This window comes from Microbulbifer maximicatervae (SeqCode), assembly GCF_052467065.1.
The window spans coordinates 872,047-885,263 of the sequence record NZ_CP174299.1; the positions used below are offsets into that span (position 1 = coordinate 872,047).

Sequence of the window (13,217 nt, forward strand, 5' to 3'; positions counted from 1 at the left end):
TCCCCCTGAGGAAACCACAGGGGGCAAGGTTTGCCCGGTGCAGACCGGGCATAAAGAAATAGAACGACTAGGGCAATTAAAAAGAACGACAACCAAAACATGCTTCACCACACTTATTATTTTGTCAGTTTTCAAGCTGGATAGTGTTAGCTTCGATCACGCCTCTTCCGCTAATTTGGCAACAGAATCAGTGTCAGCAAGCACGGTATTCTTTTTGGGCTCTTCTTTCCCCGCCGGTTCTTTAGCCTCACTTCCAGTTCCCTGTTTCTGACGCACATATAAAGCCTGTAACCAGAGGGGAGCAAAAATAACGATGTCGTAAAAACGATTAACCAAAACACCTAAGTGCAGTGAAGCCATCGCCAAAAATCGCAGTATTAAGGTCATTCCCCGCAGGGATAAGCCCACCCCAATACCAATCACTGTTCGCGCTGAACGGATAAACTGCTCCAAAGGAATTGCCAGAAAAGCCAGAATCAAGGGAAGCACAAACCCAAGTCCCATCTGTGCCAGAGGAATTGGCCAAAGCTGCTCAGAACCTAATAACTGCTGTTGCAGAATCAACTCACGGGAGAAAGCCAGGTTTCCACCGACTACAGCCAAAACCAATAAGAGTGCCAAAGCCACTCCCAGCAATAACCTGCGCGTACTCTCACCGAGGGAACCTACCGCAGGAAACATTCGAGTAACCTGCAAGCATTCCATAATTAACAATCCGACAGTGATCTGCAAAAAGATAACCACTGCGGCTGAAATACTGGCGAGACTATAACTGCCAAGTGAAGCTTCAGCGCCCAGTAATGCCGCCATAGGCTGTGCCAGTAACTGGAAATTCACCATAGCGCCAGCTAAAGCAACCACTAATACCAGAGAAGCTGTCAGAAAGCGGCTGAAAGAGGATGAAGACAGCAAGTGAAGGCTTTTATCCGTTTCCTGCAAAATCTCTTCGTAGCGCTCCATATGGCCATCCAGCGCTTTGGCCCGCCGAATAACCGATTCTACATTTTTGTTAATACGTCCCAATGTCAAAAGCATTGCACGCCAACTGGGCAGCATACGTTTTAGTAATTGATGCCTCTCCCGGGTGGACTCACGATAGGACTCCAGAGCTTTGGACTCGGCCTTGCGCATAGACTGATTAATAGTATCGAGAACATCTGCTACCACAGGGTCCTCTTTGCCAGGAATTTCCGAAACAGCTCGAATAGCCCTGGCCCAGTTTGACGGTTCCGGTGCTATTTCAGCACTGCGTACATAGTCTTCATCCAAGCTGCTGAGTTGTTCACAGAGCTTTCTATGTAAGGTTGGATACAGTGCCAAATCCCGCTGTACGGTTTGCTCAATACGTTCAAACTCTCTTTCAATCTGGCGCTCTGCCGTGTCCCTGCCTTCGGCAAAAAGTACTTCTCGATTGCGCTCTACCAGTCTTTGTTCTGCGGAATCAATATTACTCGCCACAAAGCGCAACGCCCGATGGCCCAGACGCGCTATAGCATATACGGCGCGATGCACAGGCTCACGGGCCAGGAACAAAACAATCAATCCCAGGATACCCCAAAGCCAAAGTGGTAAACTTTGCATTAGTTGACTCATCTCTCCCCCCTTCATTATCAGCCCAATTGGCCTCTATCCTAACAGCTGCGGACAGCACATTCGCCCAAAAGTTCACAATTTGTACAGGAGTATAACGACAGCTTTGCCATTGGGATCAGGCCCTAATATTGGAAACACAGGGAAAGTTGATATAGACGCAGGGCCGTTAAAACAACCCTACAATACGGAACCATACAGGTGACATCATTAAGTAACCTGAAAACAGTTGTTCTTTTACATCAATTTAAGTTTATCCCGTTAGAAATTAAAAAAATAAACGTCTGCATCGAGTAGAGAAAATCAACAATAAAGCACAATAGTTGCCAAAGAAAAAAACAGCACCATATACGAGACACAAAATGCCAAAAAAATAAATTGCACGCATACCTTTCAAAACTTTGACCGAGAAAAACAATACATTTCCAAACTTAAAAACCACAGCCAAACCAAACCAAAAATATTCAAACCCCATAAATAAGGCACATTTTTTCCTAAGCCTTACCCCTCCTACGTCTACACTCCAAACTAAATTCTCATTGAGTGAGTGTTTTTCCCTAACACGGCAGAAACAATTTTACGCTGACTCCCACGTCGTCATGGCAGATAACGTGGGGTAATTTTGGGAACCTAAACGACAGGAGTCGATGGAAGGTCAAACTCTTATTTTAAGAGAGATCTATCTGTATCAAGGAGAGGTACGAGGTATATGCCGGTTCTTTTTTTTAGCAACTCCGGCCTTCAAGGCGATCTATTATTTTCACTGTTTTCACAAGCTATTCCCATACCCTGGGAAAAATCTAGCATTGGAAAACAAAAAAACTGCCTGCAGCATTATCAGGCTATCGTGATAGATTGCTGGCAAATTGGTGTGAGCTCTGACTCAAAGCAGTTTCTTTCAGATCTAAAGAAGATTAGTCATGCAAAAGCTTTACTGATTAATCTCCCAGCCAACCTACCCATTCATATATCGGAAAAGTTACGCCAGAAAGGTTTTCACCTACTTTGTGACAGCAATACCAGTCAGGAAAACCTTATTCACAAATTGGATACCGCGATTCACAGTGCCGAGGGGCGACAACATATCAGCCCACAAAACTCCCTCCCTCTTACCCGCAGGGAGCAGGAAATACTCGGACAACTCACTACCGGTGAACCCAACAGTGTGATCGCAACAAAATTGCACCTTAGCGAACACACTGTGAAAAATCACATGTATAACATTTTCCGAAAAATTGGAGTTAAAAACCGGCTGCAGGCCAGTAATTGGGCCAAGCTCAATCTCCAGGAAGAGAGGATATGAGACTAACCCTGTTGATGTTGACACTGTGTGCATCCCTGGCCTTTGGCCAGGATGACACAGAGGTCCCTCCAGCAGATACCGATTCTGGAAAACTCGAAGACGAAATCAGTGGATTCAATATTGATCGAACAATAACCCGTACCGGGCACGATTTTGCCCGCTACATGAGCGAATACAGAAACCTTAATTATCCAGATGCCACTTACAACTTAACTATTTACGAAAGACCCTCAGCACGTTGGGGAAATCTCATCTGGGTTACCTATAACGACAAAATTGTTTTCAGGCGTTTTATCAGTCCAAGCACCAATAATATTCATCGCTTGGCCGATGAGGCCGCGCAATATATTCACCAGGAAGTACTGCAAGCGCGTGTTCGCAGCTCACTCACAGACACCTTTGATTTGGGTAAGGATGAATTCTAATGAAGATCAAATCATTACTGGGTACCGCTTTTTTTTCTCTGGCGGCGTTTTCATATCATCACGTCTCGGCCACCGAATTAATCTATGAACCGGTAAACCCCAATTTTGGTGGCAACCCACTCAATGGTACTTACCTTCTGCAAAATGCGCAGTCACAAGATACTCACGAAGATCCGGATAAACCAGACAGCCTCTATGAACAACCCAGTGCTCTGGATAGGTTCAGCGACTCGCTGGAAACCCGCCTGCTAAACCAACTTCTAACCGATGTTGGTGATGGTAATAGTGGAGAACTGATTACAGACGACTTTATCGTACAAATCGTTGATAACGATGGTGTCCTGACAGTACTTATCACCGACCGCAGTACCGGAGATAAAAGCGAAATCGTTGTAAGCGGGCTAAACCCGACAAACTAACGAACGTTTAAATTTCAAAGGATTCTTTGGCAATGCGTAATGCAATAAAAAAAGTGATAGCTTTGCCCATCGTAGCGACATTAATGACGCTAAGTAGTTGTTCCGCGGTCAAAGATGTGGGCGATGCACTTTTTGGTCCGGGCATCACAGATGCAATGCTCACCCCGAGGAAAAACACCTATCGGGACCTGATCAACCTTCCGCAACCGAAGGGTAAAATATTGGTGGCGGTATACGGTTTCCGCGATCAGACCGGCCAGTATAAGCCCGCACCAAACAGCAGTTTCTCTACCGCAGTCACCCAAGGTGGCGCGGCCATGCTCATGGATGTTCTCAATGAGTCCGGCTGGTTTATCCCGTTGGAACGTGAAGGGCTGCAAAATCTGCTGACGGAGCGGAAGATTATCCGTGCAGGATTAACCAAGCCGGATATTCCCGTCAATAACAGCGTGCCACTTCCCACACTCGTAGCTGCGAATGTCCTATTGGAAGGCGGCATTGTTGCCTACGACCAAAACATTCAGACCGGTGGCGCAGGTGCTCGCTATTTTGGTATTGGCGCAGACGAGCAGTATCGCGTGGATCAGGTAACTGTGAACTTGCGGGCCATAGATATTCGTTCCGGGCGGGTACTCCACTCCGTATTGACATCTAAAACCGTCTACTCCAAGGCAATCAGTGCCGATGTCTTTCGCTACGTAAAATATCGGCGCCTGTTGGAATTGGAAGCTGGTACTACTTATAACGAACCTGCACAGCTTGCTATGCTTTCAGCGATGGAATCCGCTGTGATTCACTTGATCAGTGAAGGCATAGTGCACAATTCCTGGGCACTTGCCAATCCGGATGAAATCGAAAATCCGATATTGCAGTACTACCTCAATGACAGCACTGTCATTATGTAGAATCAATGACTGACAAATTATTTTTTTAAGCCCGGCTTAAAATTGGGATACTTGGAAAGATGTACCATAAATTCAGAACTATTTTTTCTGCCACCTTAGCAATGGCTGTTGTTAATCTTCCGGGTTTAGGTCATTGCTCAGACTTGGATTCCAGCAGTGAATTGGCTGTTGCGAGCGAATTAAGCGCAGCCAATCTTTACTCCGTCACAAATTTAACCGTAATCAACCAGGAAGGTGGAAACAATAACGTACGTACCCGCCAATCAGGCAGTAACAACTACACTTCTGCTCACCAGGACGGCAATAGAAACAGTTTATCCGTCACCCAATCTGGTGAAGACAATATTGTCACATCGAGCCAGGTCGGGGATTACAACTATTCAATATTGATACAAATAGGTTTTGAGAATTTTATAGATATCGACCAGTATGGAGTTGGCAATACCGCGGGCATATCCCAATTTGGAATACAAAATAGTGCCCATGTGGAAGAGATTGGCAGTTTTCATAACGTCAATATTTACCAAAGTGGAAATGGCCTTCACACCTCGGTCACTGTCACCGGAACCGCTACAACAACGTATATTAGCCAATATGACTAATAACTAATAATACTTCTCTGATTTCCCTTCATCTGATTAGACTTCTTTATTTTAATTCATGTAAGCTTATTAAGTGACAATAATTATTACAGCAACTTAGAAAATTCATCAGAAATGTGATTATTTGAACCTCGCGCCGTATAAAAGAATTTTCTGACAAGCTTTATCACCCCACCTAAAAAAAGAACTTTCTTCCTAAAGTTTCGAGACTTCTGCCCTATAGCCACAACACCCAAAGACGACAAAACTCTATTCAGCATCAAGCTGCTGTTAAAAATGATATTGCTAGATGTTTCACAAGGAATATGAAGGTTAGAAGCAGTCGGTTTCATTCCAGATAACTCACATACGCCTGGCACAGCCGTATCGTGTCCTGAGACAAAACACTCCCAATATCTAATGGTGCTGAATTCTTTTTATTTGTAAAAAGCTGTACAGCTATATTTGACATCCCTATGGAGTTACTGATGACTAAGTACACACCTATTGCCGCCAGTGTTCTTCTGGCGATCGCCAGTACCGGAGCCTTAGCTACCAACAATACCGCCATTCTCAACCAAAATGGCACTGGCAACATGGCCACGGCTGATCAGAGTGATGCCACTGTATCCAACAACCTGATCACACAAACCCAAACCGGTGACAACAACGTAGTTTATGCAGAGCAAACCAGCTTTAATGATTCCGGTGTAATTACCCAAACTCAAGTCGGGGACATGAATGACGCAGAGTCCTTCCAGAATGATTCCAGTACTGCAATTGTTACTATCACCCAAATCAACGACGGTCACTTTGCAACAACTACACAAAGTTTTGTAGATACCAGCGTTGCTACTGTCACCCAAAGTGGTAGTCCACAAACAGCAGCAGTAACCCAAGTTTCCAGTACAAATGATAATGCTGTGGTGACTCAGTCCGGCGACGGTAATGTAGGTAATGTTATCCAAACTAATGGTTCATTTAACACCGCAATATTAACCCAAACAGGAACCACCAATACTGCAACTTCTACTCAAACTTCCAGTACCTTGAGCACTGTTAACGCTATCCAGGCCGGTACCACAAACTCTGTAGTACTTATTCAAAACCTGGCCACCAACAGCACCTCAGTTTCCTTCCAGGATGGCACTTCCAACACATTCACTTCATCACAGACAGCAGGTGATGGGAATTACAGCGAGGGCTTCCAAAATGGTACTACTCAAGGCTTGACTCACATTCAAGTTGGAGATGATCACTGGGCTTATACCGAGCAAGTGGGTACCACCAATATTGGTGTGATCACCCAAACTGGCTTTGATAACTATTCTGAAGGCTACCAGGATGGAACGTTCAATAGCTTGACCGTTACCCAGCCTGGCGACTTCAATACCACTATCGCCTCGCAGACCGGTAATAACAACACTATTGCCGTAACCCAGGCAACCGATACCAACATGGCTACACCTACACAGGTAGGTGATTTCAACATGGCAATTATCATTCAATAGTAAAGGGTGTAGGCCGGCTTAATTAGCCGGCCTATTTTCAATTTGATGGGCTAAGTGCAAGCTTTAATTATTACTAGTCCAAAATTCGCATGAGACAACCATTTTCTACATTTAATGCCACCCCCCAAATCAGCTGCCATTATTTGCCATAGCTAGTTAAAAAAAGAACTTTATTCCTAAGGTTTCGGCACTTCCGTCCTATGGCTGTAACTCCAGAAGACGACAAAACTCTAATCAGCATCAAGCTGCTGTTTAAATGATATTGCTAGGTTTTCACAAGGAATGTGAAGGTTAATAAGCAGTCGGGTTCATCCCAGTTTCCTCACATACTTCAGACAAAGTTGTAGTATGCCTGAAAATGAGACTCTCCCAATATCAAATGATGCTGTTTTCCTTTTGTTTGTAAAAGCTGTACAGCGATATTTGACATCTATATGGAGTTACAGATGACCAAGTACACACCTATTGCCGCCAGTGTTCTTCTGGCGATCGCCAGCACCGGAGCCTTCGCATCGAACAATACCGCCATTCTCAATCAGAACGGTACTGGTAACATGGCAACCGCTGATCAGAGTGATCCAACGGTAACCAACAATGTTATCACCCAGACTCAAACTGGTGATACGAATGAAGTTTATGCTGAGCAATCCAGCAATAACGATTCGGGAGTAATTACTCAAACTCAAGTAGGAGATATGAATTACGCGGAATCATTCCAAAACGATTCCAATGTGCCAGTGGCTACCATCACCCAGATAAATGACGGCCAGTTTGCATCGACTACTCAGAGCTTTGTAGATACCAGTGTTGCCGTGATAAATCAAAGTGGTGGCCCGCAAGATGCAACTATTGCCCAGACTACCAGCGCAAATGACACCGCTGTAGTTAATCAATCCGGTGACGGTAATGTGGCAGTCGCCATTCAAACCCTGACCTCATTGAATAGCGCAATTATTACTCAAACCGGCACCAATGGCACCGCTTCTGCAACGCAAAGTAATAGCACGCAGAACACCATGAATATGATCCAGGCGGGTGATACTAACACTGTCGCCCACCAGCAAATATCTGCGAGCAACAGCTCGACCTTCTCCTTCCAGGATGGTTCTTTCAACACCTTGTTCTTTAGCCAGACTGATGACGGAAACTACAGTGAGGGCTTACAAAACGGTACTACCCAGACTTTGGTCCACAACCAAAGTGGCGGTGACCACTGGGCATACACAGAACAAGTGGGACTCACTAATGTTGCTGTCGTTACCCAAAGTGGTTTCGATAACTTCTCCCAGGCTGCTCAGGATGGTACTTTCAATAACCTGACCGTGACACAACCTGGCGATTTCAATAGCGCTACATCATCACAAGTTGGCAACTTCAACACCATAACTGTGACCCAAGTAGGTGACTTCAACGCAGCCGCACCCGCCCAGGTGGGCGATGGCAATGTGGCAGTAATTATTCAGTAATCAAGATAAAGGCCGACCGTTAAAGTCGGCCTTTTTTAACGAATAAATTATCTCACAAACTTTAATCTCAATTTATCCATACTAAGTTCTCATAGCCACCATAAGAGAACACTCTACAATAGTTCTGCATATATAGTGTTTAAGAAGTAAAAATCACTAAATCTACCAGATAATCAGCTTCTTCATTTCATTCAAGCTGTTCAAAATATTTTATATTCAAAATTAAAATTCCACGGAGATAAAATGATACGTTACCAAACGTTAGCCATTGGATTCTTACTGTGTATCCCAAGCTACAGTGCTATCGCATCCAATAATACCGCTACAGTTTTACAAAGCGGATTAACTAATAGTGCCACTGTGGATCAGGGCGATCCTACTGCTATTGGAAATTTAGTTACTCAAATTCAGACCGGGAATCTAAATACTGCTAATGCTACGCAGATAACAAACAGCACCTCTAATGGAATTGATCAGGAACAACTCGGAGACAGCAACTCCATTTTTTCAACTCAAACGGCAGCTACTGATACAACAGCGATGGTCTACCAAGACGGCGTTAGTCACAGCGTAACTACAAGCCAGACTAATACAACAACCAGCAGCGGTAGTGTTGAGCAATTCGGAACCCTTCAGTCTGCCACTATCAGCCAGGTCAATAGCGTTTCTGATAATGCCGACTTCGAGCAATTTGGCACTCAAAACCTGGCTACAGTTACCCAAGCAAATAGCGACTCAAGTACCACCATATCTTCACAATCTGGAGATTCAAATGGTGCTGGATATACGCAGACAGGTCTGGCCCACTTGATTGATGCCACTCAGATTGGCACCTCCAATACAATCAGTGCTGTACAAAGTAGTCAGCAGGGTTCGATCACCATTATGCAGGATGGTGACAATAACACCTCTTTTCATGGACAGTTCGGGACATTTGCAACCGGATCATCGACTCAGATAGGCTCTATGAATATGATTAATATGAATCAAGGCGGTAGTAATAACTTGGCAACCACCTTGCAAATAGGAACAAACAACACGCACCAGACCGGCCAGAATGGCATCAGCCAAACAGCCAATGCCACTCAAAATGGCAGCAATAATATGGGCTTTATTTTTCAATAACATCACGTTTAGTTGTTTATTAACGGGCTACTCTAACAGGTAGCCCAATCTGAATCTCTCTATAACTCTACAAACCATTCGCTTAAATCCGTTTATCGTATCCCTTTACAGGCACATCCAGGCAACGCAAAAAACAACAACAAAGAAGTTTTTCCTATTTTTTAGGCACTAACTTCCCATAGCAATACTTGAGGCTTACGATAAAACTCATACCAGCATCAGGGTATTATCAGGTACTCCAGTGATAATACCTATTAGGGATAGCAATAAAACAAGGTGTGCCAAACTCCTTGCGCAATAAATGCCACACCCTATCTATGGAGTCTTTTGTCCTTCCTAGGCTTGATGCTTCACCGCAACTGAAATCATGGGGATAAGAAAAATCCACCTTACCTTCAATCGGAGATATCGATGCGAATCCAGACACCAATTTCCGTGGGCATCAGTTTATGCCTTGTCGGGTCAATTGCTTATGCGGATGGAAATACAACTACCGTGGAACAAACGGGTAACAATCACCAGGTGACTGCAAACCAAGTAGACCCAACAGCAACTAACAACCTCATTGAGGTTATTCAGGCAGATGAAGCACAGGTAAGCAATAGCCTGCAAGACACTTCAACCAACTTGAGTATCATCAGACACGAACAGGTAACACTGGGGAATGAAGCTGACTCGACTCAAACTAATTTTTCAGATGATGCAGAGGTAAATATCTATCAGGAGGGCGCTGGAAATTTCGCCTCTACTTTACAAGACAGTACTTCTTCCAGCTTTGTTGACATTTCTCAGTTCGGCTCTGCAAATGACGTCATTTTCTCCCAAACAGACAGTAGTTTCGATACAGTCAATCTCTATCAGTCTGGCTTTGATAACCAGATGTTAGTGACTCAAACTACCACCATGTTTAACAGCCTAAATGTGTCTCAAACGGGTGATCAAAATAGCGCAGATGCCGAACAAACAGGGTTTGATAATCTGTTGACCACCTCGCAAACGGGCAATCTGAATACTTACTTTTCTATACAAACGGGTGACATCCTGGTAGCAACAAGTACCCAGATAGGAGATGGTAACATTAGTACCCAGACCCAGACGGGAGATATTTTGTTGGTTTCTACGCTACAAGATGGTACTGGCAATATGTCCATCGTGGATCAAGCTGGAGCAATGCAAACTGCAAGCAGTACCCAGATAGGAACAACTAACCTTCATACTATTACCCAAAGCGTCGACAATCAAACGGCTATTGGCATTCAGAATGGTGTGTTAAACCAAGGATTTATCATGCAGTAGCGGCATATTCGTTCCGGCTGAAAGTTATTATATTTTCAATATGGATAGAGGAAAGAATGCATTTTTCAATGCCAGCTTTAATTTATGAGTCACTCACAAAGCTACCCAAAGAATGGCATTCTTTCCTTACCTGATAAAAATACTGCATCAATATTTTCTTACGTAGCAGTGGTTTCAAAATTCTTCGTCTACAGTTTTCCATGTAAACGATTTCTCACATTTTGACGTTACTCACTTCACAGGTAACACAGGCAAAAGTTTTAACGACCGGATTTACCACTAGACGGTAATACACAGGAGTTAGCCGTGCAGAAGATTACCGTAATTCCACTGGTATTGGCGATATCTGCCACCAGCTTGGGTTATGCTGCAGAAAATACTACATTAATCACCCAAAGTGGCTCCAGTAACTCAGCTGTAGCGGATCAAACTGACCCAAGCGCTATCGATAATCACCTGGAGATCAGTCAGGACGGAACTGCTCATATTGCAGAGGCCGTACAGCAAAACGAAATTGAAAGCTCAATTATCCAAATACAAGAAGGCAGTCTTAACGACGCCTATAGCCTGCAAATGGATGGGATCGCAAATAGCGTAGAAATATTCCAGTCAGGCTCTAATAATCGTGCCAGTAGCTATCAATTAGCCACACAGCATGGGCAATCGACAATACGCCAGGTGGGGTCCGGTAACGAAGCAGAGATCCAACAACACCTCGGTAGTGATAATGTCTCTGTTATAGAGCAAATGGGTGAGATGCATGGTGCCTTGATTGGTCAATACGCGAGTTTTAATTCCGATGCGTTGATATTCCAGCAAGGCTCAAGCCATGAGGCCATAATCAGCCAGGAAGGCACCGGGCACTACGCCAGTATCCAACAGATCGGCGCCGCCAACAGCGCAGATGTCGCCCAGTCCGATATGTACAACGAATTGGACCTCTATCAGGATGGCGAGGGCAACATGGCCACCATCGTGCAAGTATCCTGGTATAACAGTGCCTACGTCACTCAAGATGGCTACTTAAATTCCGCCAATATTATGCAGGCCGGCAATGGTGGATTAGGCGGTGGCCATATGGTGATCGTCAATCAGTCTGGCAGTATGAATGATGCAACTGTGATTCAAAACGGTTTCTCCCAATCCGCCAATATTACCCAAACCGGTACCGGTAATACGGCAGTGGTTTTACAGTAGCGGAGTTATTACCAGTCGGAGTAAGATCAACTTATTCCGACTGGAACCCTGAAGTAAAAGCACTCAATTCCTGATACTTATTTCTCATTACATTGAGAATAAAGCCCTATAGAAACTTACTATACCGCCATCAACAATGAAAATAGCGGTAGTTGGGTCAATTCGCTTTTAGCGCCCTTAATAATTACTGTCCGGAATTTAATTTCCAGTGGTAATTTCTCTATGTTTGCCTGCCGACGCCGCACTTCAAACTCGTAATTTTCATGCTCCTTGTTATGTAGTCGTGGAGGTATTCGTGAAAAAAGTTATTTATTCGCCGGTAGTCACATTTATCGCATTTCTTTCCGTCAATTCCGCCTTTGGGAATGACCAAACGGTAGAGCAGATACAAATTGGTATTGGCAACAATGCCGTTGCCAACCAGAGGTTTCCGCTTAATGAGGGCAACTTAATCCTACAAGAGCAAATTGGCTTTTTTAATGACGCCACCGGCATTCAATCCATAGAAATCAACAGCACAATTTCCCAATTTCAAACTGGCCGTAATCATTTTTCCAGAGTCTCCCAATCTACAGGGAGCGACAATGCGGGACAGAGCGTACAGATTGGCTCTAATAGCAGATCGCTCACCCGACAAGTTAACCAAATAAACGGTTTCTCCCTGCATACTCAGGATGGCCAGGGACAGGTTGCCACTACGATACAAATTTCCGGGGCCAATAACAGCGTCAATATTGAGCAGACAGATAGAGCCAATGTCGCTGTCGTGGCACAAGTATTCAGTTTTACGGGTAATGCCTCAATCTCACAGGCGGGTTTGCTTAATTTAGGTGTCAGTGAGCAAACCGGCATCGCTCATGAATCTTCAATTACCCAGACAGGCGTACTTAACTTTTCCGAAATGGAGCAGCTGGGCACGGGAAATTCATCATCAGCTTCACAGGAAGGGTTGTTAAATTCAGCAAATTCTTTGCAAACTGGTGTTGGCAATACCAACCAATCAAACCAAATTGGGCTGGAAAATAACGTTTCATTCTCTCAACTAGGTCTGAATCAAATGGCCAATAGCACCCAGATTGGCCTATTTAACCAAGTCCAAACCAGCCAGATAAGAGCGGGAGCATCCAGCAACACCCTACAGATCGGCATTTCCAACAGCAGCCATATTTCCCAGTAAATAGGCTCGCAGCAAAATTGCCAATCAAAAACTCCGACTTAAATCCCCGCGCTATTCATAGCAACAGGCAAAAGCTATAGAGAGAGAAAAGTGAAATTAGAACTCTGCAATAGAACTTTCTTCTCAAGGATTTACAACTTCTCTCCTATAGCGACTGCCTCAATTCCCAGCAAGAATATTGAGGACGGAACGAAATTTTGGACTCCTAAGCAGTATCAGGGA

The 13,217-nt window shown here is 44.4% G+C and carries 12 protein-coding genes; 11 read left to right on the plus strand and 1 reads right to left on the minus strand.

The window, feature by feature from the left end; translation table 11 throughout:
• Nucleotides 1–156: 156 nt before the first annotated feature.
• Nucleotides 157–1,593 (minus strand): hypothetical protein, encoded by a 1,437-nt coding sequence (locus tag ACJJI1_RS03975; protein ID WP_444958606.1) that lies wholly within the window; start codon nt 1,591–1,593, stop codon nt 157–159.
• 868 nt (nt 1,594–2,461) lie between these two features.
• On the opposite strand from ACJJI1_RS03975, the gene ACJJI1_RS03980 reads away from it, so the two are divergent.
• From ACJJI1_RS03980 to ACJJI1_RS04030, 11 genes are all read left to right on the plus strand, one after another.
• Complete coding sequence (locus ACJJI1_RS03980) at nt 2,462–2,893, plus strand: response regulator transcription factor (protein ID WP_282931332.1); 432 nt, start codon at nt 2,462–2,464, stop codon at nt 2,891–2,893.
• The gene (locus ACJJI1_RS03985; RefSeq protein ID WP_413663257.1) at nt 2,890–3,318 is read left to right on the plus strand and encodes a CsgE family curli-type amyloid fiber assembly protein; all 429 of its coding nucleotides are present in this window, start codon (nt 2,890–2,892) and stop codon (nt 3,316–3,318) included. Before ACJJI1_RS03980 ends, ACJJI1_RS03985 begins: the two co-directional genes overlap by 4 nt.
• Entirely contained in the window at nt 3,318–3,737 is a 420-nt protein-coding gene (locus tag ACJJI1_RS03990; protein WP_413663258.1) for a curli assembly protein CsgF, read from the plus strand. Before ACJJI1_RS03985 ends, ACJJI1_RS03990 begins: the two co-directional genes overlap by 1 nt.
• A gap of 32 nt (nt 3,738–3,769) precedes the next feature.
• Nucleotides 3,770–4,642, plus strand: a complete 873-nt coding sequence (locus ACJJI1_RS03995; protein ID WP_413663259.1) for a CsgG/HfaB family protein — start codon at nt 3,770–3,772, stop codon at nt 4,640–4,642.
• Between the two features lie 59 nt (nt 4,643–4,701).
• On the plus strand, nt 4,702–5,244 hold the full coding sequence (locus ACJJI1_RS04000; protein ID WP_444958607.1) for a hypothetical protein: 543 nt from the start codon (nt 4,702–4,704) through the stop codon (nt 5,242–5,244).
• Nucleotides 5,245–5,711: 467 nt separating this feature from the next.
• Complete coding sequence (locus ACJJI1_RS04005) at nt 5,712–6,734, plus strand: hypothetical protein (RefSeq protein ID WP_444958608.1); 1,023 nt, start codon at nt 5,712–5,714, stop codon at nt 6,732–6,734.
• A gap of 446 nt (nt 6,735–7,180) precedes the next feature.
• A complete protein-coding gene (locus ACJJI1_RS04010) occupies nt 7,181–8,200 on the plus strand; it encodes a hypothetical protein (RefSeq protein WP_444918146.1) in 1,020 nt (339 codons plus the stop codon).
• A gap of 243 nt (nt 8,201–8,443) precedes the next feature.
• On the plus strand, nt 8,444–9,325 hold the full coding sequence (locus tag ACJJI1_RS04015) for a hypothetical protein (protein WP_444958609.1): 882 nt from the start codon (nt 8,444–8,446) through the stop codon (nt 9,323–9,325).
• Between the two features lie 411 nt (nt 9,326–9,736).
• Complete coding sequence (locus ACJJI1_RS04020) at nt 9,737–10,621, plus strand: hypothetical protein (RefSeq protein WP_444958610.1); 885 nt, start codon at nt 9,737–9,739, stop codon at nt 10,619–10,621.
• Nucleotides 10,622–10,927: 306 nt separating this feature from the next.
• Nucleotides 10,928–11,818: a hypothetical protein gene (locus ACJJI1_RS04025; RefSeq protein WP_444958611.1), complete on the plus strand. Its 891-nt coding sequence runs from the start codon at nt 10,928–10,930 to the stop codon at nt 11,816–11,818.
• 295 nt (nt 11,819–12,113) lie between these two features.
• Nucleotides 12,114–12,995: a hypothetical protein gene (locus tag ACJJI1_RS04030; RefSeq protein ID WP_444958612.1), complete on the plus strand. Its 882-nt coding sequence runs from the start codon at nt 12,114–12,116 to the stop codon at nt 12,993–12,995.
• The last annotated feature ends 222 nt before the right edge of the window (nt 12,996–13,217 follow it).

Coding starts and splice junctions, on each gene's coding strand:
- ACJJI1_RS03975 (WP_444958606.1), bottom strand. CDS start 1,593: ATGAGTCAACTAATGCAAAGTTTACCACTTTGGCTTTGGGGTATCCTG.
- ACJJI1_RS03985 (WP_413663257.1), top strand. CDS start 2,890: ATGAGACTAACCCTGTTGATGTTGACACTGTGTGCATCCCTGGCCTTT.
- ACJJI1_RS03990 (WP_413663258.1), top strand. CDS start 3,318: ATGAAGATCAAATCATTACTGGGTACCGCTTTTTTTTCTCTGGCGGCG.
- ACJJI1_RS03995 (WP_413663259.1), top strand. CDS start 3,770: ATGCGTAATGCAATAAAAAAAGTGATAGCTTTGCCCATCGTAGCGACA.
- ACJJI1_RS04000 (WP_444958607.1), top strand. CDS start 4,702: ATGTACCATAAATTCAGAACTATTTTTTCTGCCACCTTAGCAATGGCT.
- ACJJI1_RS04005 (WP_444958608.1), top strand. CDS start 5,712: ATGACTAAGTACACACCTATTGCCGCCAGTGTTCTTCTGGCGATCGCC.
- ACJJI1_RS04010 (WP_444918146.1), top strand. CDS start 7,181: ATGACCAAGTACACACCTATTGCCGCCAGTGTTCTTCTGGCGATCGCC.
- ACJJI1_RS04015 (WP_444958609.1), top strand. CDS start 8,444: ATGATACGTTACCAAACGTTAGCCATTGGATTCTTACTGTGTATCCCA.
- ACJJI1_RS04020 (WP_444958610.1), top strand. CDS start 9,737: ATGCGAATCCAGACACCAATTTCCGTGGGCATCAGTTTATGCCTTGTC.